Origin of the sequence: Streptomyces sp. NPDC058086 (assembly GCF_042885015.1) — a bacterium.
GTDB lineage: Bacteria > Actinomycetota > Actinomycetes > Streptomycetales > Streptomycetaceae > Streptomyces.
This window is the reverse complement of the sequence record NZ_JBHVST010000104.1, coordinates 13059-39623: the sequence shown is the minus strand read 5'-3', so window position 1 is coordinate 39623 and position 26565 is coordinate 13059. Positions and strand designations below refer to the sequence as shown.

17 protein-coding genes and 1 pseudogene are annotated in these 26565 nt (G+C 68.7%); 7 read left to right on the top strand and 11 right to left on the bottom strand.

From position 1 onward, the window contains the following. Positions 1-129 precede the first annotated feature (129 nt). Positions 130-1644 (bottom strand): type VII secretion integral membrane protein EccD, encoded by a 1515-nt coding sequence (gene eccD, locus ACFVWD_RS46405; protein ID WP_389604292.1) that lies wholly within the window; start codon positions 1642-1644, stop codon positions 130-132. Between the two features lie 404 nt (positions 1645-2048). Between eccD and eccCa the strand changes: the two genes are divergently transcribed. The 4 genes from eccCa (at position 2049) to ACFVWD_RS46385 (ending at position 9239) form a co-directional block, all read left to right on the top strand. Then, positions 2049-6008, top strand: coding sequence for a type VII secretion protein EccCa (eccCa, locus tag ACFVWD_RS46400; RefSeq protein ID WP_389604290.1), 3960 nt, complete (start codon positions 2049-2051; stop codon positions 6006-6008). Between the two features lie 131 nt (positions 6009-6139). Next, positions 6140-6589 carry a hypothetical protein gene (locus tag ACFVWD_RS46395; RefSeq protein ID WP_389604289.1) on the top strand — a complete coding sequence of 150 codons (450 nt, stop codon included), beginning with the start codon at positions 6140-6142 and terminating at the stop codon, positions 6587-6589. Continuing rightward, positions 6589-8661, top strand: a complete 2073-nt coding sequence (locus ACFVWD_RS46390; protein WP_389604288.1) for a hypothetical protein — start codon at positions 6589-6591, stop codon at positions 8659-8661. Before ACFVWD_RS46395 ends, ACFVWD_RS46390 begins: the two co-directional genes overlap by 1 nt. Positions 8662-8819: 158 nt before the next feature. Beyond that, positions 8820-9239, top strand: coding sequence for a hypothetical protein (locus ACFVWD_RS46385; protein ID WP_389604287.1), 420 nt, complete (start codon positions 8820-8822; stop codon positions 9237-9239). Between the two features lie 7 nt (positions 9240-9246). Here the strand turns inward: ACFVWD_RS46385 and ACFVWD_RS46380 are convergent, their stop codons facing one another. The 10 genes and pseudogenes from ACFVWD_RS46380 to eccB form a co-directional block, all read right to left on the bottom strand. Continuing rightward, on the bottom strand, positions 9247-9456 hold the full coding sequence (locus ACFVWD_RS46380; protein ID WP_389604286.1) for a hypothetical protein: 210 nt from the start codon (positions 9454-9456) through the stop codon (positions 9247-9249). Positions 9457-9749: 293 nt separating this feature from the next. After that, positions 9750-10205, bottom strand: coding sequence for a putative T7SS-secreted protein (locus tag ACFVWD_RS46375; RefSeq protein WP_389604284.1), 456 nt, complete (start codon positions 10203-10205; stop codon positions 9750-9752). Positions 10206-10285: 80 nt separating this feature from the next. Beyond that, a pseudogene (locus ACFVWD_RS46370) lies at positions 10286-10562 on the bottom strand (putative T7SS-secreted protein); the annotation flags it as partial. Between the two features lie 590 nt (positions 10563-11152). Continuing rightward, entirely contained in the window at positions 11153-11458 is a 306-nt protein-coding gene (locus tag ACFVWD_RS46365; RefSeq protein ID WP_389604283.1) for a WXG100 family type VII secretion target, read from the bottom strand. A gap of 64 nt (positions 11459-11522) precedes the next feature. Beyond that, positions 11523-11861 (bottom strand): WXG100 family type VII secretion target, encoded by a 339-nt coding sequence (locus tag ACFVWD_RS46360; protein ID WP_389604281.1) that lies wholly within the window; start codon positions 11859-11861, stop codon positions 11523-11525. Positions 11862-11972: 111 nt separating this feature from the next. Next, a complete protein-coding gene (locus ACFVWD_RS46355) occupies positions 11973-13184 on the bottom strand; it encodes a S8 family serine peptidase (RefSeq protein ID WP_389604280.1) in 1212 nt (403 codons plus the stop codon). Positions 13185-15079: 1895 nt separating this feature from the next. After that, entirely contained in the window at positions 15080-15550 is a 471-nt protein-coding gene (locus ACFVWD_RS46350) for a hypothetical protein (RefSeq protein ID WP_181360932.1), read from the bottom strand. Between the two features lie 299 nt (positions 15551-15849). Beyond that, positions 15850-17241: a PQQ-binding-like beta-propeller repeat protein gene (locus tag ACFVWD_RS46345; RefSeq protein ID WP_389604279.1), complete on the bottom strand. Its 1392-nt coding sequence runs from the start codon at positions 17239-17241 to the stop codon at positions 15850-15852. Positions 17242-17426: 185 nt separating this feature from the next. Beyond that, positions 17427-18641, bottom strand: coding sequence for a type VII secretion-associated serine protease mycosin (mycP, locus tag ACFVWD_RS46340; protein ID WP_389604278.1), 1215 nt, complete (start codon positions 18639-18641; stop codon positions 17427-17429). A gap of 55 nt (positions 18642-18696) precedes the next feature. Continuing rightward, entirely contained in the window at positions 18697-20226 is a 1530-nt protein-coding gene (gene eccB / locus ACFVWD_RS46335; protein WP_389604276.1) for a type VII secretion protein EccB, read from the bottom strand. Between the two features lie 197 nt (positions 20227-20423). Here eccB and eccE point away from each other — a divergent pair, with 197 nt between their 5' ends. From eccE to ACFVWD_RS46320, 3 genes are all read left to right on the top strand, one after another. Beyond that, positions 20424-21752: a type VII secretion protein EccE gene (gene eccE, locus ACFVWD_RS46330; RefSeq protein ID WP_389604274.1), complete on the top strand. Its 1329-nt coding sequence runs from the start codon at positions 20424-20426 to the stop codon at positions 21750-21752. After that, positions 21749-22624 (top strand): hypothetical protein, encoded by an 876-nt coding sequence (locus ACFVWD_RS46325; protein ID WP_389604293.1) that lies wholly within the window; start codon positions 21749-21751, stop codon positions 22622-22624. The genes eccE and ACFVWD_RS46325 overlap by 4 nt, the downstream gene beginning before the upstream one ends. Before the next feature lie 358 nt (positions 22625-22982). After that, the gene (locus ACFVWD_RS46320) at positions 22983-26270 is read left to right on the top strand and encodes an SCO5717 family growth-regulating ATPase (protein ID WP_389604273.1); all 3288 of its coding nucleotides are present in this window, start codon (positions 22983-22985) and stop codon (positions 26268-26270) included. Positions 26271-26565: the final 295 nt, after the last annotated feature.

Sequence of the window (26565 nt, the reverse complement as noted above, 5' to 3'; positions counted from 1 at the left end):
TTGTTTTTTTTTTATCCCCCCCCGCCCCCGGGGGGGGGTGGCGCGGCTGGGGGCGCGGTGGGGGGGGCCTGGGGGGGGGGGGGGGGGGGGGTGGGCCCCCCCCCGCCCTCCCCGTTCTCGGCTCGGTGATCAGCTGGTCATGGACCGGGCCGCGCCGTACACGTCGAAGACGGCGAGGGCCAGCGGAATCAGGGTGAGCAGTACGAAGCCTTCGGCGATTTCCAGGAATCGGCCCCAGAACGGGGTGAGGCCGCCGCGCGGCAGGATCAGGCCGAGTGCGGTGACCAGCGCTGCCGCCGCCGCGATCGCCGCGACGAGCCAGATCGTGCGGATGTCGAGGTCCGCACGGTCGCCGGTGAGGGCGTCGCGCATCAGAGCGTGCGGCGGGTTGAGCGCCAGGCCCAGGCCGAGCAGGACGAGGGCGCCGAGACCTGCGGCCAGGACGGGCGCGACCTGAGTGGTGTAGCGGAACAGGTGGGCGCGCATCAGCATGGCGACGCCGGTGGCGAAGGCGAGCAGCTGCCCCCAGACGTTGTCGGAGAAGCCGAGCACCGCCGAGGCGCCGACGGCCAGCAGCGCGCAGCCGCCGACGAGCCCGACGAGGAGTTCGTGGCCGCGGCGGGCCTGCGCCTCGATGCGTTCGGCGTCGACCGGCTCCGGCGGGGCGGGATCGGCACCGTACGCGCTGCGCGGAGCGGCGTTCGGCGGGTCGAAGCCGATCGGCAGGCGGGCAAAGCGCATGGACATGCCCGGCAGGAAGGCCAGCGCTCCCACGGCGACGGGCGCGCACAGCGCGGCGATCTCGGTGGGCGTCCAGTGCACGAGCAGTGCCACGAACACCACGACCAGGGCGACGGCAGAGGCGAACACGAAGGCGACGAACGGGCCGTCCCCGCGCGGCGAGCACAGGGTGAGGACCACCGAGGCCACCAGCACCGCGGCGCAGGCGAGCAGGAACTGCAGCTTGCCGATGCCCTCGCCGCCCGCCAGTGACAGCAGCCCGGAGCCCGCCACGCCCACGTTCGAGAGCGCGCCGAGTCCCAGCGCGACGGCGGAGGCCCGGTCGTCGTAGATCCGTGCACGGATCGCGGCAAGGACGACGAGGAGTACACCGGTGATGCCCGCGAGGATGCCGGGCAGGCTGTGCATGTCGTGGCGCGGATCGGCGGTCCAGGCAACGAAGGCGAGCAGCGTCGGCAGGACACCGCCGCCGACGAGCCCCGCGGCGCGCGTCAGGTCGCCGCTCCACAGGGTGCGTTCACGGGTGACCGCGGATGCGACCGCCTCTGACACGTCGTCGAAGACGGCGGGGGGCAGCGACTCGGAGAAGGGGCGCAGGGTGAGGAGTTCGCCGTCGAGAATCCGCTGCGCGGCGAAGGAGCGCGAGCTGTCGAGGACAGCGCCGTCGCGGCGTACGAGGTGGTAACCGACCGGAGCGCCCTGGGCGCGACTCTGCTGGGAGAGCCTGAGGATCTCCGGATAGATGTCGGCGACCGGGATGTCGTCGGGCAGCGCCACGTCGATCCGGCTGTCGGGCGCGACGATGGTGACCCGACAGAAGCCGAGGCCCGTGCCCGCCCCGTGAGGGGCTCCGGGTCCCGTCCCTCCGGCTCCGGTGGTTGTCGCGGAGGCCGTCATGCTCACCTGCTGCTCCCCCTCAATGATGGTCCTGCGTCTGGGATCTCGGTCATGCTCTTGCGTCTGCGTCGGTTCCGCGGCCGCGATGGCGCCGCGGCTGCGGTGGTTCTGGGGTCACGGTGTGAAGGTCCTGCGTCTCTTTGTCCGGACCACTCGGCCAACGGTGCGGCAAGGCGGCGGAAAGAGGTCCGTGCGGCGGGTTCTTGGGCTCCGCACACCACCACATCGCACGGAATGCCCTGTTTTTCCAGCCCTGTTCGCGTGTGCTCAGGCGAACATCCGGCACCCTACCGCCCACCCGTCTCCCATGAAGTCAGTAGTAAGTCAGTAGGATCACGCGGCGGCCTGCGTCCGCCTGACACGGGGCGGCGGGCGGAAGACCCTGGGGCCGGCAAGGGAATTGATGAGCAGTGAGCCAAATCATCGTCAAGCGCCCACCTCGGGCGCTGCCGTCCGAAGTGCCCACGGAAGAGGTCGTCCTTCAGCCGCCGCCGGAGCTTCCGCGCGGGCATCAGGACAGCGTCCTCATGCAGTTGCTGCCAACGCTCGGCATGGGCGGCTCGGTGGTCTTCTTCTTCACGAACGGGCAGCCGTTCATGAAGATCATGGGCATGGTGATGATCGCGTCGACGGTGGCCATGTCCATCGCGATGGTGGTCCGCTTCCGTCGCGGCTCCCAGGGCCAGCTCGCGGACATGCGCCGCGACTATCTGAGCTATCTGTCGCAGACCCGACGCACGGCCCTGGACACGGGGAAGGCGCAACGCGACGCCCAGTACTACCTGCACCCCTCCCCCGAGCAGCTGTGGGCGCTGGTCGCCGAGGGCAGCCGGGTGTGGGAACGGCGGCCGGGGGACGAGGACTTCGCCCAGGTGCGCATCGGCCTCGGTCCGCAGTCGCTGGCCACCCCGCTGGTCTCCCCCGAGACAGGTCCGGTCGAACAGCTGGAGCCGCTGACCGCAGGCGCGATGCAGCGTTTCGTGGCCACCCACGGCGTCCTGGACGCGCTGCCGATGGCAGTCTCGCTGCGCGCCTTCTACCACGTCACGGTCAGTGGTGAACCGCAGTCCGTGCGTGCCTCGGCGCGCGCTTTGACAGGTTCCCTGGCCTCGCTGCACTCGCCCGAGGACCTGACCATCGTGGTCGCGGCCGGGCGTGAGGAGCTCTCGCACTGGGAGTGGGCCAAGTGGCTGCCGCACGTGCAGCTCTCCGACGCGGTGGACGGCGCGGGCAGCCGCCGGCTGATCGGCAGTGACTCGCGCGAGCTGGAACAGCTGCTGGCCACCCGGCTGACAGGCCGCCCGCGCTTCCATCCGAACGCCGCTCCGCTCCCGGACGAACCGCACATCGTCGTCATGCTCGATGGCCTGTCGCTGCCGCCGGACTCCGTCCTGGCCACCCCCGAGGGACTGCAGGGGGTGACGGTCGTCGAGGTCGTCCCCGGCGACTTGTCCGGAGCCCGCGGTGACCTCTCCATCGTCGTACAGCCGCACGCGCTGCATCTGGAGTCCGGGCACGGCATCGTCTACGAGGGCACACCGGACGCCCTCTCGTACGAGTCCGCGGAGGCGTTGGCGCGGCAGCTGGCGCCGCTGCGCGTGGCCTCGGGCGGAGACGACGACGAACCGCTGCTCGCCAACCTGGAGTTCACGGATCTGCTGAACCTCGGAGACGCGGCCTCGGTGGACACCAAGCGCACCTGGCGGGCGCGTTCGCTCGCCGAACGGCTGCGCGTGCCGATCGGTGTCGGCGAGGACGGACGGCCCGTGATGCTGGACCTCAAGGAGGCCGCGCAGGAGGGCATGGGCCCGCACGGACTGTGCGTGGGCGCGACGGGTTCGGGCAAGTCCGAGCTGCTGCGCACGCTGGTGCTGGGTCTGGCAGTGACGCACTCGTCGGAGACGCTGAACTTCGTGCTCGCGGACTTCAAGGGTGGTGCCACCTTTGCCGGGATGGCGCAGATGCCCCACGTGGCAGCCGTGATCACCAACCTGGCGGACGACCTCACGCTGGTCGACCGCATGGGCGACTCCATCCGCGGTGAGCTCAACCGCCGTCAGGAGATGCTGCGCGACGCGGGCAACTACGCGAACATCCACGACTACGAGAAGGCGCGGGCGGCCGGGGCGCCGCTCCAGCCGATCCCGTCCCTCGTCCTGGTGATCGACGAGTTCAGTGAGCTGCTGACCGCCAAGCCGGACTTCATCGAGATGTTCGTGCAGATCGGCCGCATCGGCCGTTCGCTGGGCGTGCATCTGCTGCTGGCCTCGCAGCGCCTGGAGGAGGGCCGGCTGCGCGGTCTGGAGACGTACCTCTCGTACCGGATCGGCCTGCGGACGTTCTCCGCCGCCGAGTCGCGTGCGGCGCTGGGCGTCCCCGACGCGTACGAACTGCCGAACGTGCCCGGTTCCGGCTTCCTGAAGTTCGGCACCGACGAGATGGTGCGTTTCAAGGCGGCGTACGTCTCCGGGGTGTACCGCACGGGTCCGACCCGGTCCTCGCTCGGCGGCGCGCTGCCGGTGGACCGGCGGCCGGTGCTGTTCACCGCGGCGGAGGTGCCGGTGCGGTACGTCACCGTGCCCCAGCAGCGCGAGGAGACGCCGGAGACGGACGACGCCCTGGCCGACACCGTGCTCGACGTGATCGTGCGCCGTCTGGAGGCGCAGGGCCCGGCGGCCCATCAGGTGTGGCTGCCGCCGCTGGACAGCCCGCCGTCACTGGACGGGCTGCTCCCGGGACTGGCCGCGGTGCAGGGGCGCGGGCTCACCCAGCCCGGGTACGAGGGGGCAGGACGGCTCGTCGTACCCGTCGGTCTCGTCGACAAGCCGTACGAGCAGCGTCGCGACCCGCTGTGGGTCGACTTCTCGGGCGCGGCCGGCCATATGCAGATCGTCGGCGGCCCGCAGTCCGGCAAGTCGACGCTGCTGCGCAGCCTGATCTCCTCCTTCGCCCTCACCCACACCCCGCACGAGGTGCAGTTCTACGGCCTCGACTTCGGCGGTGGCGGCATGGCGGCCGTGGCCGGACTGCCGCACGTCGGCGGGGTGGCCTCGCGCCTCGACCCGGAGAAGGTGCGGCGTACGGTCGCCGAGGTGTACGGCGTCATGACGCGCCGCGAGGAGTACTTCCGCTCCTCCGGCATCTCGTCGATCGCCGAGTTCCGCACGAAGCGGGCGCGCGGTCAGATCTCCGTGACCGACCAGCCGTGGGGTGACGTCTTCCTGGTCATCGACGGCTGGGGCAACTTCCGTACGGACTACGAGGCCGTGGAGGGCGTCGTCCTGGACATCGCCGCACGGGGCCTCGGCTACGGCATCCACCTCGTCCTGACCGCGTCCAGGTCGATGGAGGTCCGGGCGAACCTCAAGGACCACCTGATGAACCGCCTGGAGCTGCGCCTCGGCGACACGATGGACTCCGAGCTGGACCGCAAGGTGGCGGTGAACGTCCCCACGGGCGTGCCCGGCCGCGGCCAGGCGCCGGGGAAGCTGCACTTCATGGGCGCCGTTCCGCGCATCGACGGTCTGACGTCGGACACGGACCTCGCCGACGCGACGGCGGCGCTGGCGACGGAGGTGTCCCGCCACTGGCAGGCGCCCGGCGCCCCCGAAGTCCGGTTGCTCCCCCGCGAGTTCCCTGCGCAGCAACTGCCTCCGGGCGACCACGCCCCGCAGCGCGGCGTGGCCTTCGCGCTCGACGAGGACAACCTCGAACCCGTCTTCGTCGACTTCGAGCAGGACCCGTTCTTCCTCGTCTTCGGGGAGAGCGAGTCGGGCAAGTCGAACCTGCTGCGCCTGCTGATCAAGCAGCTGACCGAGCGCTACTCGGGCGACGACTGCAAGCTGTTCGTGGTCGACAACCGGCGCTCACTGCTGGACGTCACGCCGTCCACGCACCTCGCCGAGTACATCCCCATGTCCAACGCCATGGAGCACCACATGAGCGCGCTGGCGGAGCTGATGCAACGCCGGACACCCACGGCGGACGTGACCGCACAGCAGCTACGGGAGCGGAGCTGGTGGCGCGGCCCGACGGTGTACGTCGTGGTCGACGACTACGACCTCGTGTCCACGTCGAGCGGGAACCCGCTGGGCGGTCTGACAGAACTGCTTCCGTTCGCACGGGATGTGGGCGTGCGGTTCATCATCGCCCGGTCGAGTGCCGGCGCGGGACGCGCCGCGTACGAGCCGTTCATGCAGCGGATGAGGGAGCTGGGTGCGCAGGGTGTGGTGCTCGCCGGCGATCCGGGCGAGGGCGACGTCCTGGGCGGAGTGCGGCCTCGGGCGATGCCTGCGGGGCGGGGCGTCTTTGTCTCTCGTAGGCGGGGAAAGCCGTTGGTTCAGACCGGGTTGATGAGTGTGGAGTACTGATGAAGTACACGCGAAAGTCTTCGCACTCGACAGCTCCGAGGCGACAGATCTGTTCCATTGGTACGTTGAAGTAGCCCGGCGGGCGTCGGTCCGAAGGCCGCGTTCACGGGAACAACGGGGAGGATTCGGACGTGGCTTGGGACGAATGGGAGCAGCTGAAGAACCAGGCAGCGCAGAAACAATCCGCGCACATGCAACTCAATCAGCTGCCGGCCGACGGTGGCGGTGGCAGCACCCCGCAGGGTGATCTGACCGTTGACCAAAAGGATCTCGCCGCGATCGGCGACCGGGCGTTCAAGCTGTGGGAAGACCTGGGCCGTTATGGGCGTGACGCCTGGTCCAGCAGCCAGACAGCGGCGTCGGATCTCAGGACCCAGGGCTTCAAACTGGGTGGGGCGGTCGACCGCGTGCAGAGCCGCTGGGAAGAACAACTGACGTCGCTCCTCGACGCGTGTGCCCATATCTCCAACCATATGGACTTCACGAAGAAGGCCCATCAGGGCGACGAGTACTACATCGGCGGCCAGATCAGCAGCATCTCCACGCTCGACAAGGGCTTCGACGGGGGGAAGGGTCACTGATGGATCTGGATACGCTCCGGTTTGGGAACTTCGCGTCGCTCGGTACTGCCATAGCCGACTGGACTCGGGTTGTGGGGAACCTGGAGACCCTTGAGAAGAACGCCCGCGAAGGACTCAAAGGCCTGGCGGACAAGGCCAATTGGGCCGGCGTGAACGCCACCGTTTCGCGCGAGTTCATCACCAAGACGGCGGGCGAGTTCTCTGACGCCCACACCGAGGCCAGCACCATCCGTAACATCCTCAAGGACACCCATGAGGAGCTCGTCAGCTACCACGAGCAGCTCAACGAGGCGATATCACGCGGGCTCAAGAAGAACCTGACAGTGATGGACACCGGGAACGGCTCCTTCACCGTCACCATGAACATCCATCCCGATCGCGCGGCCAAGGGAACCACGGTCCCTGATCACAGCGAACAGGATGTGACCGAGCTGCGCGATGACGTCCAGCGCATTCTCGGCAGAGCCACGCACAGCGACGAGACCGCGTCCGAGGCGCTTCGCGCAATCGTCGAGCAGGCCGAGTACGGGTTCTCCGGCGCCTCGTACGGCGACAGGGATTCGGCGACCAAGGCTCTGGAGGACGCCGAGAAGTACGCGAACCTCATCAAGAGCAAGGGAGATTCCATGTCTCCCCAGGAATTTGATGAACTCAACCGGAATCTCGCCGGCTACAAGAACGACCCCCTCTTTCAGGAGAGGTTCGCCACCACCCTCGGCCCGAAAGGGACGTTGGATTTCTGGGCCGACCTCTCCGATCCCTCGGACGGCGGCGATCTGCAGCGGGCACGCCTCGATCAGCTCGGCGAATTCCAAAAGAATCTCAGTCTCACTCTCGCAGGAGCGACACAGTCGGATTCGCCTGCGATGCGGCACTGGGAGGACGACATGGTCCAGCTGGGTGACGATCGCATCCAGACCCGTGGAACACAGGTCTACGGTTTCCAGCTGATGAGCAACCTTATGCGAGTCGGGGATTATAATGACGCGTTCTTGAACAAGTACGGTGACGCCCTGGTGTCAACCGAGAAGAAGATGAAGCTGCCGGACCACTACTGGAACGGTGGCGTGGGCGGACCTCCCATGCCCAAGATGAACTTCATGGGCGACGAGTTCGGCCGGGATCCGATGACCGGATTCATGACAGCTCTCTCGAACAGCCCCGACGCCGCCACCGACTTCTTCAACAGGACCGAGCCCCAGGACAACGCTGAATGGGTCCTCAAGGATCGCCCCACATTCGACGACACCCCCCTGAACAGCCACGACGGAAACCAGTCGCGTGACGCGACGGGGAATGCCCTCGTCGCCGCAGCCACGGGCGTCAACCCCAACGACCCTCACGCCGTGCCCGTGGAGCACACGGCCGGGAACCGGCACGTCCTCGATCGCTCACTGAAGATCATCTCGGGTGTGGGCGACGACTTCGCTCCCGAGATGCGTGATGACATGGCCAAAGTGCTGGTGAACTATGGCGACGAGGTCAATCACACCGCAAGTTCCCTCGCAGACGATCACAGCGACCCGAGACAGCTCGATCGACATCAGCTGTTGGAAGTGACGAAGCAGGTGTCACGTGATCAGAACGCCTACGGAATACTCAACGACGGCCTGAACCGGGAGATGGTGCGCGACATCTACGCGGACCATCCGAGCGATCCGAAGGAAACGCTGCTCCGGGCAGGGCACACCGTCGGCTTCCTCGAAGAAGCCCGCTATCAGGCCTTGAAGACAGACAAGCACGACCCTTCATGGGACGCCAAGTGGCTGTATCACGGCTTCGGTGGTGCCGTGAACTTCATCCCGGTTGTCGGTGACGCCGCCCAGCGAGGCGTCGACGCCCTTGCCTACCAATGGCAATTGGACGAGCAAGCACGCATCAACGAGGAGACGGCCCGGCAGAACGGCGAAGTCTTCACCGCACGGGAGAACCAACTGCAGAAACTGGCCGACCTGTGGATGGACGCCAACCCGAACCACGACAACAACAACAGATACACGATCACATCCGAGATCAACGGCGCCGCCTTCGACGGCAATGGCCGTGCCCAGGGACTGGCAGGCGATCAGTGAACAACGGTACTTCTCTGCTTCCGGGTCGGCTCGCGGTGCATACGGGAGGATCCCGGCGCCGTACGCGAAGTGCCGCTGCTGCTGTGACCGTAGCCCTTCTGACGGCGACGGCTTGTTCGGGATCTCGCGACTACGCGATCCCGGACAAGGCATGCGGTGTGACCGTCGATTCCGACTCGCTGTCTCCCCTCCTGCCGAACGGGAAGAAACTCACCCAGAAGTCATACGACGCCGGCCCGGAGAGTCCACGTTGCCGTCTGCTGGTGGACCAGAACCTGGTCGTCTACCTTTCGGGAGATGTCGTTGCCGGCGACACCGATCCCATCAAGGTCCAGGATCAGGCACTCGTACGCCTTGGGAATCCCGCCGCTGCCGACATCGGCGACGAGGCCGTGATCGCCGATCGCGGAGCGATGGCGGTCGCCAACTGCGCCTACAAGGGAAAGCAGCAAAAGTTCGCCGTACTGATCCAGCTTCAGAAGAACGTTCCTGAGAAGGCTTCGGAACGGCGCGATGCCCTGCGCTCCTTCCTCCGTTCCTATTTCCCGAAGGCCATGGAGAAGCAGGGGTGCCAGTAGTACAGCGCTATGCTGCGCCGCGCCCCACGGCTGAGTCACCGCACAGGAGCTGCCGGAGGGCGGCTGGTGGCGAGGTCCGACGGTGTACGTCGTCGACGACGACTACGACCTGGTGTTCGGAGGTACCGGACAGTTCGAGTGCCTGACCCGGGGCCGACCAGACCTCCTCTCCGTCGTCCGCGTACACCGTGTTCACCTGGGTGTCACTGCAGGTCACAGTAATTCGCCCTGGTCAAAGGACCCATCTCGGCTGTGTCCGTGTGAGCGCCCGTGGGTGCCGCTGTGGGCGTCAGCGATAGCGGATGACGTGCAGAACCACGGATTCCGACCTGGTCGAACGCCACGGCAGAATCCGTGGAACCGTCGACCAGCATCACGCCCTGCGCCGTGTGCACCGCCTTCAGCAGCCGGCCGACGGACTCCCGGCCGCGCGCGTCGACTCGACGGCCCCAGATCACGGCTCGGGCTCCGACTGGGAAACCCGAGAGTTCGTCCATCACCGTTGCCCAGTCAGCGTGTTCGGTCGCGGAGAGCACGGGCCCCGGTGCGCGGGTTCAGGCCGCGGACGAAGTTGATCAGCCCCGCGCTCCTCTTGATCACTCCGCCTGTGAAGTGGAGGACCTCGGTGTTGAGCGCGCCGTAGCCGTCGAGCGCGTCGGACTCCAGCCTGTCGAGAGGCGGCGGCTCGGCCGGGGCGTGCTTCGAGGCCGCGGTGATCGCCTGCGTGGCGACACGACCGGCTTCGGCCCGCTGGCGACGCGCGTCCGCCGGGATCTGGCGGGCGCTCTGGATGTCGCTGCGGCCGGGGTCCTTGAACTGCTCCAGGGGAGGCCCGGGGTCCTTGTCCGCCTTGATTGCGGCGTTGTACGCGTCGACGCGCTTGTTGTACGCCTCCACCGCCTGCTCGGAGGCCTTCTTGCCCTTCTTGTACAGGTCGATGGCGTCCTGGGCCTGACCCTGCGCCACTTGACCGTGTCCGCGTAGCTGTCCAGCGCCTTGCCTGCGGCCTCGCAGGCGTCCGCGGCGCGCAGCCACTTGGGGGACGCATGGCGAACTTCTCGCGGAAGGTGTCGGCCGACTCGCCCTTCCAGTGCGAGGAGTCCAGCGAGCGCATTCCCTGTCGACCGAGTCGAAGGCGGTGTGGAAGCCCGTCAGGTGCTTGGCGGCGGCCCGGATGGACGCCGGATTGCCGTGCACCAGCTCGTTCGCCTGGTCGGTCTCGCCGAGCTGCTGCTCTCCGACACTCGCGCCCAGGTCGGAGGCGATGTTGTCGGCGATGTCCTCGACCTTGTCGGCCCAGCCGCCGGCCCCGACGGCCTCCAGACCGTCCCCGACCTTGTGGGCGCCCCACTCGACGCCCGCACCGACGAGCTACTTGCCCGCGTCGACGCCGTCCTCGAGCTTGCCCAGCCCGGCGTTGACCAGATCCCCGAGCCCCATCAGCCGCCGCTCCCGCCCTGCTGCTGAGCCGCCGCCTGGGCCCGTTCGCCGCCGCCGTCGAGCGGAACGAGGGGACCAGGACCGTGGTGTCCCGGAAGCGGTCGATCATGTGCCTGATCCGGTCCATCCGCCGCGCCGCCCCGAATCCGTCGGGTTCGGCCGTGACGGAGTGAAGGGGTCCGGTGGCTGCCCCGGCCTCCGGGGAGTCGCCCGTGAGGTGCGCCTCCGGCTGCCGCCGGGCGTCCCCGGGCTCTTCGGTGGTGCCTTCCCGCATGGCGCCGGTCACATGGTCCGGGCCGGGTTCGGCGCGCTCAGCGGCTTGCTTCTTCAGTTGCTCCCACTCGTCCCGAGCCACGTGTGGATCCTCAGGACGTTTCGAAGGTGACGGCTTGTCTGGAAGGGGCCTCGATGACGCAACGCGGGGTGGGCACCTCCCGTGCGTGCCCACCCCCGGTGCCTCCAGCCAGCCCGTCTCACTCGAAGAAGCTGGCCGCCTTCTTGTCGCCGCCGCGGTAGTCACCGCCGGCCTGGTGCACCTTTTGCGTGATGGAGAGCAGCGCCTGATGGATGGCGCTGGTGTGGTTGTCCCACTCCTTCGACTTCCGCTGGAACGCGTCGTAGGCGTCGCCGGCCCAGCCCTCTGCCGCGCTGTGGACGCCCTGCTTCAGCTGGGTGAGATCGCTCTCGAGTTGCTTGGCCAGGCCGCCGAGTTCAGTGGCGAGCGCGTCCAGGACGCCGTACTTGACGGCAAGATCCTGGAGGTGTGGCGTGCCGGTCATGTTTCCTCATCTCCTTGACGATGTGAGCAGGACCTCACGGTCCGGGGGTGCGACTCGGGGCCCGTCAGTAAAGGTTGAGCGCCGAGGTCTTCGCGCCGGCGTCCACTTCGATGCTGGAGATCGTGGAGTGGAGTTCGTCCTCGAGCTTGTCCTTGTCCTTCTTGGTGAGGTCGATTCCGTTCAGGAAGTCGTCGAGCATGCGCCCGATCCCGGCCATGTGCTCGTTGATTTCGTGCTGCTTGGTCTTGAACGCGTTGGCGCCGAAGCCCGTCCAGTTGGCCTCGATCATGTCGATGCATCCCTGGAGCTTCTGAAGGTGCTGCTTGACGTTGTCGTACCGGTCGATGACGTTCGTCTGGAGTTTATGTACGTGTGCGTCGTCTAGCTTGCGGCCGTCAGCCATCTCGGCACTGCCTTTCGTGAGAAGGATTTGTGTTCCTGGCGCTACACCGGGTGGTGAGGCGCTCGTTCATTGCGCGACCCGTTGTCCATCACAGGTGGTGGGCCATGGCGGTCATACGCCTCGCCGTGAGCGAATCACCGCGAAGGCCCCACCGCCGATCACCACGACCGCCGCCGCGGCTCCGAGAGCGACCCACAGCGTGGTGTTGCCGGACGAGTCCGAGCTTGATCCTGCCGCTGAAGTCTGGCCGCCTGAAGTGGAGTTCGAGGCTTGTGACGAGGTTGATGCGGAAGCGGAGGGCGAGGCGTCGGTGCCGGCAGACAGGCCGGGCGTCTTCTTGTTCGTGACGGGGTCGACGTCGGCGGCTCCGGGATCCCCCTTGCCCTTCAGGAGAACCTGCGCCGGGCGGATCGTGCCGTACCCGAGGTACCGGCTCGGGGTGCTCTTCGGCCAGTCCCGGCCGGCGGTATCTATCATCACGCGGAGGACCTGGTTGGCAGTCCACTTGGGGTGGGCGGCCCAGATGAGGGCGGCGGCGCCGGAGGTGATGGCGGTGGCTTGGCTGGTGCCATTGCTCTGGGCGCAGTAGGACTTGAAGGTCTTGTCACACCAGGTCGGTACGTCCACGCCTGGCGAGGCCAGGTCCACGTAGGCGCCGTCCTGCGAGAACTTGGCTACCTCGCCATTTTCGTTGATCGCCGAGACTCCGACCACGCCGGGGTATTTGGCGGGATAGCCGATGTAGTTCTTTGCGATATCGGCAGCGTTACCCACAGCGGCAATGAGCAGCTTCCCCTTGCTCTGTGCGTACTGCACGGCTTCACGTTCACCGTCGTCCTCAGAATACGTACCGAACGACATACTGATGATCTTTGCGTCGGAATCGGCAGCAGCTCGGATGGCCTTCGCTGAAGTGTCACCCTGCTCCTCACCTTTCTTGCCAATTCCGAGGAGTACCGTGCGGATTGGGATGATCTTGGCCCCGGGTGCCACTCCCTTGAGCCCGCCACCACGGCCGGTCCCTGCGATCAACTCAGCCATCGACGTGCCGTGACCGGTGTAGTCGTCCGTTTCATCGCCGGTGGTTCCCGTGGCATCGACTCCAGGCAGCACCTGGCCCTTCAACGAATTCGTGTCCGGGTTCACGCCGGTGTCGACCACGGCGACCGAAATGCCCTTGCCCGTGCTGACTTTCCACAGCCCCTGGGCGTTCATCGCGTCCAAGTACCACTGCTGCGACTGGATGTCGTCGGCAGCCGCGGCAGGGGCCAGCCCAACAGACATGACGGCCAAAGCACCCAGCGTCGCGCCCACGGTGGTCACATGTCTCCGGGCATGCCCAGCCCACAGCGCGGCCCGCATACGGCGTACGCCAGTCCCTGACTTCATGCTTCTGTACGTCCTCGGTCGTTTCGGTCAGTCGGTCGCCGACGGCGCATCGCCGCGCCGCGCGTCATCACGTGAGCGCTTCTTGTCCTCGGCAGAGTGCTGTTGACGCTGCGTTCTCCCGCCTGCGGCACGATCAGGGCTGCGGCCCTCCGCGGAACCGGACACCAGGCCAGAACCACTGGACGTGGCTCCGTTGCCCCTGCCGCCGGCCCGACTCGCGGGCGCGCCGACCACACTGTCCGCATTGCCTGGAGACCGGCGCTGAGACTGTCCCTGGCCCGTGCCGGGAGCCGGGTTGTTCGCACCGATCACTCCGCGCTGCCCCGGCCTTTCGCCCGTACGAGCCCCTGGTGTGCCCTCGCCACCGATGACCGTCCCACGCGGAACCCTGGCACCAGTCCCACTCGGGCCCGTTTCAGAAGTGGGCCTGCCACCGACCACGCCGCCCGTACGCGCAGCGCCCGTGGCTCCGGGGCCGGTCCGTGCCGCAGGCTGACCGGGAACGCCGCCCACCCGCCCGCCCGGCGTGCCGCCGGTGCGTGAACCAGTCGTACCCGCGCTTCTGGGCATTCCGCCGGTGACACCCCGCCCCATGGGCGACCTGCCCGTCGCAGATGCAGGCCCACGGGCACCCTGCTGGCCAAGCGCGGATGCGCGGCTGATCGGTCCCGCGGGGCCGCGTCCTGTGCGACCTCCAGCAGTGGTTCCCTCAGAGGTGGTGACCCGTCCTTGAGCCGATCCGGGAGTCCTGCCGCCCGCTCCTCCGCCAAGTCCGACAGCGCGCGCGACCGGGCCTCCGAAGGCGGGAGGTACCACGCCGGTCCCTAGGGGCGGGAGCATTCCCCCAGAAGGCGCACCGGGTCCCGTTGCCGTGGAAGGGGGGAACACTGGCACCGGCTTCGCGGTTTCTGGCGGCAGCGTGCCAACGGTGTTGATCTCCGTACCGACAGTGGGGCGATGCGGACCGACACTTGTGTCCACAGTTGGATGCGCAGAGGCAAGTCGGCCGTTCCCAGAATCGCTATCACTGTGGGACACACGACTGCCTTCGCTCGCACCCGCAACCGCTTGGTGGACTGAGCTCAGGTCGGAGTGACGCGTGGGACCATTGGTACCTCCACTCGGTGCCTCGTCCGCAGGCGGCATCCCCACATCCGGCATCGACTGAAAAGCCGGCGGGTCCAGCTTCGCCAGTTCGGACCCGGACACCGAGTAGAAGGAGGCGAGGCGGTTCATCTGGTTGATCGCCTCTTGCCGGTCCTTCTCGACCTGGACCGCCTCGGCATACTGCTTGTTGCCCTCGAACTGCTGGAGTACCGGGAGCTGCCCCGGCTTCTTCTGGTCGAGGGCAGGGCGGGTGTCCCGTGGCGGCAGCGAGCTGCGCACGGATGCGAGCCCCGTCGCGGCGGCCGCGACCTGCACCCCGGCGCCGTCGGCGTACGTGGCCAGGCTCTCGGTGTGCGTGGCGAGGCCCTCTCCCCACTTCTGGAACGCCTTGCCGGCCTCGCCCTGCCAGTCCTCACCCGCATGCTTGAGGTGACGTCGGAGCTCTGCGGCGGCTTCGTTGATCGCCTTGCTCGCCTTCGCCAACGTCTCGCCGGCATGCTCCAGGTCGGCGGGGTCCGCCTGATGGACCAGGTCGATCATGGCGTTGAGCTTGTGGTCCTCGAAGTCCGTGACCTTCCCGTACGTCAGCAGGCGGACGCGCTTGAATCCGAACGCGTCGTGCATCACGTTCGACACACCGGACACCGCGTCGACCTGGCCGACCTGAACGTCGACGCGTTGCTGATCAGTCAGCTCCTTCGGCGCCTTGTCGTCCCCGCTCACTACTGGAGTCCCTTCGTGGACTTCTTCGCGTCGCTCAGCTTCTTCTCACCCTCGCCGGACTTCTCCTGCTGGGCTTCGCTGTACAGGCGGTCGGTCTCGATCTGGATCTCCCAGAAACGGCGCCGCTGGTCGTCATCGAGGCCGTCGAAGCCGTTCTGCGCGCCTTGCGTCGCGATGCCCATGGCCTCGATCTGGAGCCCCAGCGTCTTGGAGAGCTGCGTGATGTGCTCGTGAACCTGTTCGTACTGAGTGAACAGGGCGTCAGCCTCATGGAAGGGGCTGCCGTGCCCGCTGAGAGAAGTGCGCGAGACGCGGTGCGCACCCACTTTGGACGCGCTGCCCGCCGAGTCCTCGAACTCGGACAAGAGTTTGTCGATGCGCTGTTTGAACGTCATCAGCACGTCGGCGCCGACCTTCAGGTCCGCGGCTGTGCTTGGCGACGCCCCACCTGTCATGTCCGCAGGAAGCATGACGCCTTCCCTCCCCGTTTTGTCGCCCGCTCCGGGCGACTGCACCCCTCAAGCGTTCATATCCGCAACGACATCACTCTAGTCGTTTCCTATGACAGCCCCAACTGCTATATGCAACAGCTGTGCTACCACCCAGCGAAGCTTCACTGCTTCTTCACCGCGCCCTCGCGCTCGCCTGAGCCCGTGCCGCCACTCGACACTACGTGGCCCACAGGGCGACGGACCTGAGTACTCCTACTCATTCGGCGTTGCTGTGTAGCCATTGCGAACTCGCAAGGGACGGGCACCCGTTCGACGATCTACCCCGCACTCCCCACCCCAAGAACCAGCCACTCCCAGGCCTTCTCCTTGGCAGTGCTCGGCCCGCTCGCCTGCTTCGTGCCGAAGAAGATCCGTCCGCTCTGCACGATGATGTCGTTCAGTGTCGGGTCTGTGAGCGTCCAGGCTTCGGAGGGCAGATCGAAGTAGAGGTACGGGGTTTCCTTGCCGGTTCGCGGGTTCAGGCTGACGAGTCCCATGGGCGTGATGTGATCGCTGCTCTCGCGAAGTGCCAGGAGCTGGTCACCGCTCATCCGCAGGGGATGCAGCAATTGGTCATGACCTGATTCGAACTTCTTGACCGTCTTCCCTGTCGCGAGGTCGAATCCGATGATCCAGTTGGAGTTGTTCACGATGGTTCCGTCGGGGTCCTCCCTGCTCGTCAGGAAGACCTGGCCGTCTCCGACCACGATCGTCGGGCAGTTGTCCACCGCCCCGTCCTCCTCGTCATCGACACAGTCGGCGACGTAGTGGCCCCCTTCGACGCGAATCGTGACACGGTACTTGCCCTGTTCGTCGAGGGAGATCAGGTCGGTGATCTCGACGTCGCCCGCCGCCACGGCGAGGACGGCGGGTTCGGCGGACACCAGGTAGACGCTCTGAACGCCCTTGGCGACCTGATACGTCCATTTGACCTTGCCTGTGCGGGGGTCGACCTTCCGGACCCGATACGACCCGGCGAGGCTCTTCTCGTCGAAGCAGTCGGTCCGGATGAGCAGGGCACGTCCGCCGGCCAGGCCCCCGTCCTTGCACTTGGGGGGAGGGGTACTCGTCCAGAGGAGTTTTCCCTGGTCCATGTCATACGCCTGCGAGCCCTTGCCCCACGCCACAGCGACCGTGGCACGCGTCATGGTCACACTCGGCGTGTCGTAGAGGGCGTTCACCTTGGAGAACCGGGCCTCCCAAAGCCTCTTGCCCGTGTCGAGGTCGACGAAGGCCACGTGATCGCACGGTGCGTGGGTGTCGACACCGGACCGGAACAGGACCGCCGTGCGGTCCCCAACGGTGACATGACGCGTCGTTCCGCAGATCGGTCCGGCGAGTCTGATGCGCCAGCTTTCGTCGCCCGTGGTGGCATCCTTGCCGATCTTGAAGCCCACGAGGGTTCTGTTGATGCCCTTGGCGAGGATCTTGTCCGTCGCCCACATGCCCGGCATCGCGTGCGACTCGCCGGGCGCCATGTCGTCGGCGGAGAACCTGAAGGCCATGCGTCCAGCTGTGTTCGCGGGGCGGCTCTCGACCGTCTCCCGGATGTCGAGCGGACCCTGTTCGGCACTGGCCGACGGTTTGTCGGCTGTCTGCACCGAGTCGCCGTCACCGTGCCAGAGGAGCCAACTGCCCGCGCACAGCGCCCCGATCAGCAGGGCTGCCACGCCACCGAAGAGTCTCCTGCGGCGTTTCTTTCGTATGCCGTCCGCTGTCAGAGCGGAGTGTGTGTACATGGAAGGAGGTGGGCCGAAGCTCACGCGGAGAGGTCCTTTCGATGACCGCGATGGGTGTCCGACAAGTCAGTGGCCGGGCATCGGAGATGTCGAGAACAGCCATGTGCCCCAGGCCGTCACTCCGCCCCCGCCACCCGCCGCTTCCTCCGCCGCGCGTCCCGCACCGCCACCGCCACCCCGCTGAGCCCCGCCAGCACAACCGCCGCCCCCACAGCCACGTACGTGGCCAGTCGTGCGTTCCGTTCGTCCGGGGTTTCGCCCAGTTGCAGTTTTGCCGGGGTCGGGGCCTCGGCCTTCGAGAGACCCTCGTCAGGGTTGGGCGATTCGATGGGATGGTCGTCCTCCGTCAGGGCGCGGACCGGATCGACCACTCCCCAGCCGACCAGGCGGTCATGGCCCGCCACCGAGCGTTCCGCGGTCTGTTCGATCTGGGCCACGATCTGCTGTTGGGTCCAGTCGTGGTGCTTCGCCTTGATCAGAGCGGCGACTCCGGCGACGTACGGGGCCGAGAAGCTGGTGCCGTTGTCGGAGCAGTGGCCGCCCTTGGGGACGGTGGAGATCATGTCCACGCCGGGGGCCGCCACGCCCACGAAGTCGCCGGACTGCGAGAAGGAAGCGCGTTCGTTGTTGCGGTCCGAGGCGGCGACCGCCAGGACACCGGGGTACGAGGCCGGGTAGGTCTCCTTGTCGTTGCCGCCCAGGCCGTCGTTGCCCGCCGACGCCACGACCACGATGCCGGCGGCCAGTGCCTCGTCCACCGCCCGTTGCAGATCCGGGGCCGGTTTCACCGCGTTCGAGGTGTCCTGAGAGATGTTGATGACGCCGGCCTTGGCCCGGATCGCGTCGCGGATGGCCGTGGCCAGGGTTTCAGCCGTGCCGTGGCCCTCCGCGTCGTTCTGCTGGATGGGGATGATCGTCGACTCGGGAGCCAGGCCCACGAATCCGGTGCCGGAGATGGGCCGGGCCGCGATGATGCCCGCCACGCGGGTGCCGTGGCCGACCGTGTCCGTCGTGCCGTTCTCCTTGCCGCGTGCGATCGGGCCTCCGTTGTCGTCCTTCAGCTTCTTCGGGAGGAGGTTGAGACCTGCCGCCGTGTCCACGGCGTGGGTGAGCTGCGGGTTCTTCACGTCCACGCCCGTGTCGATCACAGCCACCCGTACGCCCTTGCCCTTTGACTGGCTCCACAGTTCGTCCAGCAGGACGCGTTGCAGCGCCCAAGGGCGTCCCGCGTACTTCTTGTTCGGGAAGGTGCACTGGTCCGTGGACGTGTCCGCGGACGCGAGCGGTGCGAGGGCGACGGTGACAGTGGAAGCGAGCATCGTCGCGGCCATGACGACGACGGTACGAAGAGGCCTTGCGACCGGTGCGTACGACATGGACTCCCCCTTACGAACCCTGCGGCTGGCGTGCCGCCGATGTCGACAGACGGGGGCCGGTGGGCAGGAACTTGGACCAGGCGGCCGGGATGGGCGCCGGGTCCACGTCGGAGTAGCCCAGGCTGATCTGGGCCAGGCGGGCTTCCTGCTCGAGTTGCTTGCGCTCCTTGGCCGTAGTGCCGATGCCCGCGTCACTCGTGGCGCTGTCGTCGTTGGACTGCATCGCATAGCGCAGGCCGGTGTCGGTGACCAGGAAGACACCTCCCGCCGTTGTCTCCTCGCCTTGGAACTGTCGGTAGAGCTGACCGGAGCCAGGGGTGACGTACGCGCTGGAGGAACCGGTCGGGAGGGTGGCAGGGAAGTCCGTGCCCGCCCAAGTGCTGAGCGTCGTTGTGCCCTTGGCCTTGTCGACGTCGCGCAGGACGTTGCAGACGGTGTTGCGGTGCCCGTCCGATGCGTCCGCCTCGTTGACGGGAACGGGCATGCGGCTCGGCCAGGCGTGGTCCGTTGCGAACCCGGCCGCATTGGGAACGAAGGCTCCGGCGCTGACGTCGAGAGCCTTGCCGGCCTGGCCGAGGCTGACCAGGTCGCTGCTGTTCAGAAGCAGCTTCGCGGTGAAGTCCGAGACAGGAGCCACCTTTCCCTGCTCCACGACGTAGTACTGCTCGGTCGCGCCGTTGGGCGCCTTGAGCACCATGCCGACCTTGTTCGCCTCGTCGGACAGGCTGCCCTGGACGCCGGCGGCGGTGCCGATCTGCCCCTCGACCTTCGGGAAGGTGATGGGGTCGCCCGGGTGCAGGGTCTCCAGCCACTCCTTGGACACCCGTTGTGGTTCGCGGCCGGAGCCGACGAGCGTGCGCAGCAGCAACTCGTCGTTCTTGTCGACCTCGTACGACGTGCCGCTCGTGTCGACGATGTAGCGGGTCTTGTCCGGGCCTACGACGTAGAGCAGTTCGCCGCCCCGCAGCTTCTGCTTGCTTCCCTCGGTCTTGTCCATGTCGCGTGAGGCCAGGACGAACGCGGCCTTCTGGATGGACCTGCCGCCCGCGCTCGGGCGTTCGCAGACGGCCCAGCGCTTCGTGGAGCCCGCCTCGGAGGCGGCGGGAAGCCGGTCGGGGGCGTAGGGGATGCCGATGGTGACTCCGCGCGGGATGGTGCCCCTGTCGAGGATGGACTCGTCGACGGTGACGACGTCGCCCTTGCCCGTCTTGAGCAGGAGCTTCGCGGACGCCATGTTGAGGACCGGGTGCAGTTGGACCTTGCCGTCGGTCTTGAGGACCACGTATCGGGTGGTGGACTTGCTGGCGATGATCACCTTCTCGCCGACGGCGTCCCAGCCCTGTGGGGCAGTCGGTTTGAACATCCCCCACGCCCCGAACGCGGCCATGATGATCACGCCGACGAGAGTGCCCGGCAACACGGCCCGCAACGGGCGCGGCGCCCCTTCCTCCGAACCGTCGGGAGACGACTGGACGAAGGACGCGAGCATGCGTCGCTTCGCGAAGGTGTAGGCGTTGAGCTGGTCCCGCCGAGATGCCATGTGTGCCTGATTCTCCCCGTGTATCGCCTGGCGGCGCTCGGGGGTACACCGTCCCCCGCCCTCCGTTGTCAGACCGGCCCCCTACTATGCCTGGTAAGGGATCGGTCTTGTGGAGCGGGTAGGGTATCGGGGCCTTCAAGGGCCCTGTGTGGTGGCGTTGTTCCAATGAGTTGTAAGGAAAACGGGGGGATGCAGTGATGGCTTCCGGAACGCGGTTCCGGTCGCGTGACCGGTCGCGGGAGCAGGGCTCCTCGGCACCCCGGTCACAGCGGTCCGTGCCGCCCGCGAGGGCTCAGGGGCAGACGGGGGCGCTGCATCTCAAGGTGCGTCCCGGGCAGTCGGGGTCGTTCCGGTTGCAACGGATCGTTCTGTTGGAAATCGCCGCCGCCGCGCTGCTCGTCGGGTGGATCGTCGGTCCGTTCGCGCTGATGCCGGCCGCTGTCGTCGCGGTCGCACTCGTCCTCCTCGCCTTCGTACGGCGCCGGGGCCGCTCGTTGCCCGAATGGCTCGCCACGGCACGGGCGTTGCGGGCGCGGCAGCGGCGCGCGGCGAGTACGCCGATACCGCCCGGGACGGAGCCCGGTCTCGCCCCCGCCGTGGAGTGCGATCCGGGCCTGCGGACCTCCGCGTACAGCGCGCAGGACCGGCGGCCCGTCGGCGTGATCGGGGACGGTACGTTCGTGACCGCCGTCCTTCAGGTGGAGGCCGACGCGACCGCGCTGCGCGCCGAGCGGAGCCGTCAGCCGCTCCCGCTCGGGCTCGTACGGGACACGCTGGACGTGGACGACATCCATCTGGAGTCGGCACAGATCGTGCTGCACACGCAGCCCGCGCCCGCGTTGCACCTGCCGCAGCAGTCCGTGGCCGTCAGCAACTACGCGCCGCTGCAGGAGCAGACCGGAGCGCCCGCCGTGCGCATCACCTGGATCGCGTTGAAGCTCGATCCGGAGCTGTGCCCGGAGGCGGTGGCCGCGCGCGGGGGTGGACTCGTCGGCGCGCAGAAGTGCGTCGTGCGCGCCGCTGACCATCTCGCGAGTCGGCTCACGGGGGCGGGTTTTCGTACCACGGTGCTCAATGAGGAGGAGTTGACGGCCGCGGTGGCGACCTCGGCGTGCGCCAACCCTCTGGTGACGGCCGAGGCGGGACGCACCGACCTGCCCGCGCGGCGGACCGAGGAGTCCGGCCGCAGCTGGCGCTGCGACAACCGCAGACACACGACGTACTGGGTGCGGCGCTGGCCCCAACTGGGCGGTGGCGGTGGACCTTCCCTGCCGCAACTCGTCGCGCTGCTCACGGCCGTGCCCGCACTGGCCACCACCTTCAGTCTGACGCTGCGGCGCGGAGAGCGCCAAGAAGTGTCGCTGTGCGGGCACATGCGAGTGACGGGCCGCAGCGACGACGAACTGGTCGCGGCACGCCGTTCGTTGGAGCACGCCGCCCGCCAGGCCGGCACGGGGCTGGCCCGGCTCGATCGCGAGCAGCTGCCCGGTGTGCTCGCCACGCTGCCTCTCGGGGGTGTTCGCTGATGGCCATGACCACAGGTGGAGCCACCGCCTCGGGGGCGTACGGGAACGGGAATTCGGGTGGGTTCGGGGCTTCGGGGCCGTCCGGGGCTTCGGGGGATCCGGGAGCTCGTGGAGCTTCGGGGAGCGGATCGGCCGGCTCTCCCGGCTCGCTCGCGGAGCGTGGGCGTGGGCGTCTGCGCAGCGGGTTCGGGCTGATCGGGCCCCGGCACGGGCGGCACTCGCTGTCCGTGGAAGAGGTCGACTCGCTCGCGCTGCCCATCGGGGACGACGGGGTCGTCATCGGGGTGGACGCCGAGGGGCAGCCCGCCGTGCTGGGGCTCAACCGGCCGACGCCGTACGACGTCGTCCTGATCGGCGGTCTCTGGACCGCGCAGGTACTCGCGCTGAGAGCGGCGGCCACGGGGGCGCGCGTCGCCGTGGAGACGGGACGGGCGCCGGCCTGGATGCAGATGGTGCACGCCATGGGCGGCGGGCAGAACGGCATGAGTGTGCACGACGTGGGACGGGTTCCGCCGCAGGGCTCCTCGGCCGGCAACCCGGTGCTGGTGGTGCGCGACTGCGGGATGCGGCCGCCGCGCGGGCGTGTGGTCTCCGGCCCCTGGCAGTCGGTGCTGACGCTGTTGCCGTATCTCAGCCCGGCGGCCCCCCGGTTGCTGCGGCAGGCGCGGCTCGTCGGCGTGCAGCGGGTCTCACCGGATGAAGCCTCTGAAATCGGGCGGGCGTTGGCGCTGCCCCGAGGTGATGTGGACTCACTGCCCACGCTCGCCGACGGGGTCACGCTCTGGTGCGCCGACCGCGACCGGCAGTACGTGATGACTCAGCCGACGGACGCCGAGACCGGATTGTTCGGTACGCCGCGCAGGATGGACTGACCGAGCGTCCCCGGGCGTCGACGACTCAACATCAGTCCGTAATTGGACCTTTGGGAATGATTTCCCCCTTGCCGTGCCCAGCTTGTTCACCACGATTGCCCGTTTTGTTTACTCCCCTGACGCGTGCGTACGCCGCTTCTGGGCAAGGTGTGACGGAGCGGACCCGTGCGGAGGGGCGGACGGGCCTGCCGTCGTGGCGCTCGTGGTGATTAGGCTGGGACCGGGCGCGACCCGTATCCCTCGACCCACCCGTCGACGGACCCGCCCGCGCTTCGCACGAACAGACGCGAAGACAGACACGAAGCGAACGGTCGCGTCAGCACGGCATTGAGGGTGCTTGACCACACCAGGAGGAATTGTGAACAGCGATCGGGACGGGATCCGCGGGGGCTGGGCCACACCCGGCGATGACCAGTCCGACGCGGAGTCCGCCGTCGAGGCGACGGGCGAGTTCACCATCGACTACGCGCCGCCCGCCTGGTACACGCAGAACGCGTCGGGCCATTCGGCCCAGGCCTCGCCGACTCCACCTCCCCCGGCTCCTCCCGCGCCGTCCGCTGCGCCGGTGTCGTTCGACCCGGCCGCACCGGTTCCGTCGGCAGCGCCCGTTCCGCCGGCAGCGCCGGTGTCTCCGGCCGTGCCCGCGTCCGGACCGCAGCCTGCCTGGACGCCGCCGACCGTACCGGCCGACGAGGCCGGCCTCGGGAGCGGTGACATCGAGAGCGGCGCGACCATGCGGTTCTCCGCCGCCGCGCTCAAACGTGAGTTCGCGGAGCGGGAGGCCACGGCCCGGACCGCCGAGGAAACGTCCGCCGGCCCGGCCGGGGACACCGCGGCCGCCGAGGGCGAGCCGGTGGGTGACCGACCGGAAGGCGAGGACACGACCGGCGGCGACTTCGAGCTGAGCGCGCCCGCCGTGCCGGCCGGGGAGCAGCAGTCCGCCCCTGCCTCCGGTGAGGCCGCGGCAGGCGGGGAGGTGCCCTCGCCGGCGGAAGGCGCGAACGCGGGCACGAGCGAGCACGACGGCACCGGCGCCGCCCCTGCGGGCCACGGCTCCGACAACAGCCCCGTGGGCGACGGCTCCGACGCCACCGAGTCCGCCGCGGGACACAGGCAGGAGTCCACGGACGTCGGGGCCGACGTGACGGACCCGACCGGTGGTGAAGACGGCCCGCGCGGTGAGGCCGAGGCCTCGGAGGTTGCGGCCGACACGGGCGCCGACGACTCCGAGGACGCCGCAGCGGCAGCAGCCGCCGACGGTGGCTCCAAGGAGCCCGCGGGTGCCTCTGACGGCGACGTCGAGGGTGCCGCGGGTACCGAGGGTGCCACTGACGCGGAGGGCGAGCGGCTCGTTGCTGCCGCGACGGCGGAGACCACGCCTCAGGACTCCGCTCCCGAGGCCCCCGTAACCCCGGACGCGGCGGCGCAGGAGACCGATGTCTTCGACGACTGGCCCCAGGACACCTCGCCGAACGCCGGGACCGACATAGCGCAGGACGCGCAGGCCGCCGCACCCGCCTGGGCTCCCCCGCCGATGCCGCAGAGCGGACTGCCGCCGCTGCCGCCCGCCTACCAGCCCGCCGCCCCGGCCCCCGCGGCCCAGTGGCCCTCGCCCCAGCCGGTCGTGCCACCCCAGCCCGGGCCCCCTCAGCAGCCGCAACCGACGGCCGCGCAGGGCCAGGACCCCGTCCCGCCGCAGCCCACTTCCGCGCTGGGACAGCCCCCCGTGCCGCCCCAGCAGGGTGGCTACGGCTTCCCCCAGCAGCAGCCCCACCCGGGACCGCCGTCCGCCCAGCCCGCGGTCCCGCCGCAACCGCCGGTCGCCCAGCCGCAGCCGCCGTTCCAGCCGCAGGCTCCGCAGCCCGCGCCCACCGCCTGGCATCCGCAGGGCACGCCGCCCGCGCCGGGCCCCGTGGCCCCGCCGGTCGCCGACGCTCCCGTACCCGCGCCGCCCGCTCCGCCCGCGCCGCAGGACGGTTACGGCTTCCCGCACCCCGGGATCCCGGCTCCCGCCGCGCCCAACCCCCCGGCCCCGCCGACCGGTTACGGGTTCCCACAGCCGAGCGCCCCCGTCCCGTCCCAGCCGGGACCGCAGCAGAGCGGCTACGGGTTCCCGCAGACGGGCGCCCCCGCTCCCCAGCCGACCCCACCGCAGGCCGCCGCGCCACACACCGACGCGCCGCAGGCCAACCCGCCCCAGCCCCCCGCACCGCAGGCCCCCGGCCCGCAGTCGGGCTACGGCTTCCCCCAGCCCCCGGCTCCGAACGCGCCCCAGCAGGGCGGCTACGGCTTCCCGCAGCAGCCCCACCCGGGCCCGCAGCCGGAGGCCCAGCAGGCACAGCCTCAGCCGCCCGTGGACCCCCGTACCGGAGCCGCCTGGCCGCAGCCGATCCAGCACGACCAGCGTCAGCCCACCAACCCGGCCGCCGCCCCGCTCGGGTACACGGCCGCGGTCGAGTTGTCCTCCGACCGGCTGCTCAACAACAAGAAGCAGAAGGCCAAGAGCGGTCGTCCCTCCGGCGCCTCCTCGCGGTTCAAGCTCGGCGGGAAGAAGGAAGAGGCCGAGCGGCAGCGGAAGTTGGAGCTGATCCGGACGCCGGTGCTGTCGTGCTACCGGATCGCCGTCATCAGCCTCAAGGGCGGTGTCGGCAAGACGACGACCACCACCGCGCTCGGCTCCACGCTCGCCACCGAGCGGCAGGACAAGATCCTCGCGATCGACGCCAACCCGGACGCGGGCACGCTCGGGCGACGGGTGCGCCGCGAGACCGGGGCCACCATCCGTGACCTCGTGCAGGCGATCCCGTACCTGAACTCGTACATGGACATCCGGCGGTTCACCTCGCAGGCCGCCTCCGGTCTGGAGATCATCGCCAACGACGTCGACCCGGCCGTCTCCACGGCCTTCAACGACGAGGACTACCGGCGCGCGATCGACGTCCTGGGCAAGCAGTACCCGATCATCCTGACCGACTCGGGCACCGGTCTGCTGTACAGCGCCATGCGTGGGGTGCTCGACCTCGCCGACCAGCTCATCATCATCTCCACTCCGTCCGTCGACGGTGCCAGCAGTGCCAGTACGACGCTGGACTGGCTGTCGGCGCACGGGTACGCGGAACTGGTGTCGCGCTCCATCACCGTCATCTCCGGTGTCCGCGAGACCGGCAAGATGATCAAGGTGGAGGACATCGTCGGCCACTTCGAGACGCGCTGCCGTGGTGTCGTGGTCGTGCCCTTCGACGAGCACCTGGCCGCGGGTGCCGAGGTCGACCTCGACATGATGCGGCCCAAGGTGCGGGAGGCGTACTTCAACCTGTCCGCGCTGGTCGCCGAGGACATCGTCCGGCACCAGCAGTCGCACGGGCTGTGGACGAACGACGGCAACCCGCCGCCGGTGGCCGCGCCGCCGATGCCGGGTCAGTACCCCTACCCGCAGGGAGTGCCTGGAGCGCCGATGCCGGGGCAGCAGCCTTATCCCCAGCAGCCGGGCCAGCCGTACGCGGGACCCCCGCAGCCCGGCCAGGCCTATCCGCAGCCGGGCCAGCAGTTCCAGCCCGGCCAGCCGGGTCAGCCGGGTCAGCCCTACCCGCCGTACCAGGGCCAGGCCCCTCAGACCCCTCCCCCGCCCGCACCCCCACAGCAGTAACCGGCCATCGACGCCAGACGTCGACAACCAGACATCAGTAACCCGATCGGGCCCTTCAGGGGCACCGTTTCTCGCCGAGGCCCGCGCCCTTCCCCCAGGGTGCGGGCCTTCGTGTGTCCAGGCACGAAACAGGGCGTCACCCCCTGGCCAGGAGGGCTTCACCGGTCTGAACCAATGAGCGAAAAATCCGCGCCAACTCGTTATTTCCGCAGGCCACACGGGGTTCACGCGCCGTTGACGCGCCGAGACCGCCGCTGATAGACACACACATCAATCCCGCCGGCGTCCCCCGATC

Bases quoted from the DNA above. Each gene is read 5' to 3' on its own strand.
- ACFVWD_RS46390 (WP_389604288.1), top strand. From the start codon at position 6,589: ATGGATCTGGATACGCTCCGGTTTGGGAACTTCGCGTCGCTCGGTACT.
- ACFVWD_RS46365 (WP_389604283.1), bottom strand. From the start codon at position 11,458: ATGACCGGCACGCCACACCTCCAGGATCTTGCCGTCAAGTACGGCGTC.
- ACFVWD_RS46360 (WP_389604281.1), bottom strand. From the start codon at position 11,861: ATGGCTGACGGCCGCAAGCTAGACGACGCACACGTACATAAACTCCAG.
- ACFVWD_RS46350 (WP_181360932.1), bottom strand. From the start codon at position 15,550: ATGCTTCCTGCGGACATGACAGGTGGGGCGTCGCCAAGCACAGCCGCG.
- mycP (WP_389604278.1), bottom strand. From the start codon at position 18,641: ATGGCCGCGACGATGCTCGCTTCCACTGTCACCGTCGCCCTCGCACCG.
- eccB (WP_389604276.1), bottom strand. From the start codon at position 20,226: ATGGCATCTCGGCGGGACCAGCTCAACGCCTACACCTTCGCGAAGCGA.
- eccE (WP_389604274.1), top strand. From the start codon at position 20,424: ATGGCTTCCGGAACGCGGTTCCGGTCGCGTGACCGGTCGCGGGAGCAG.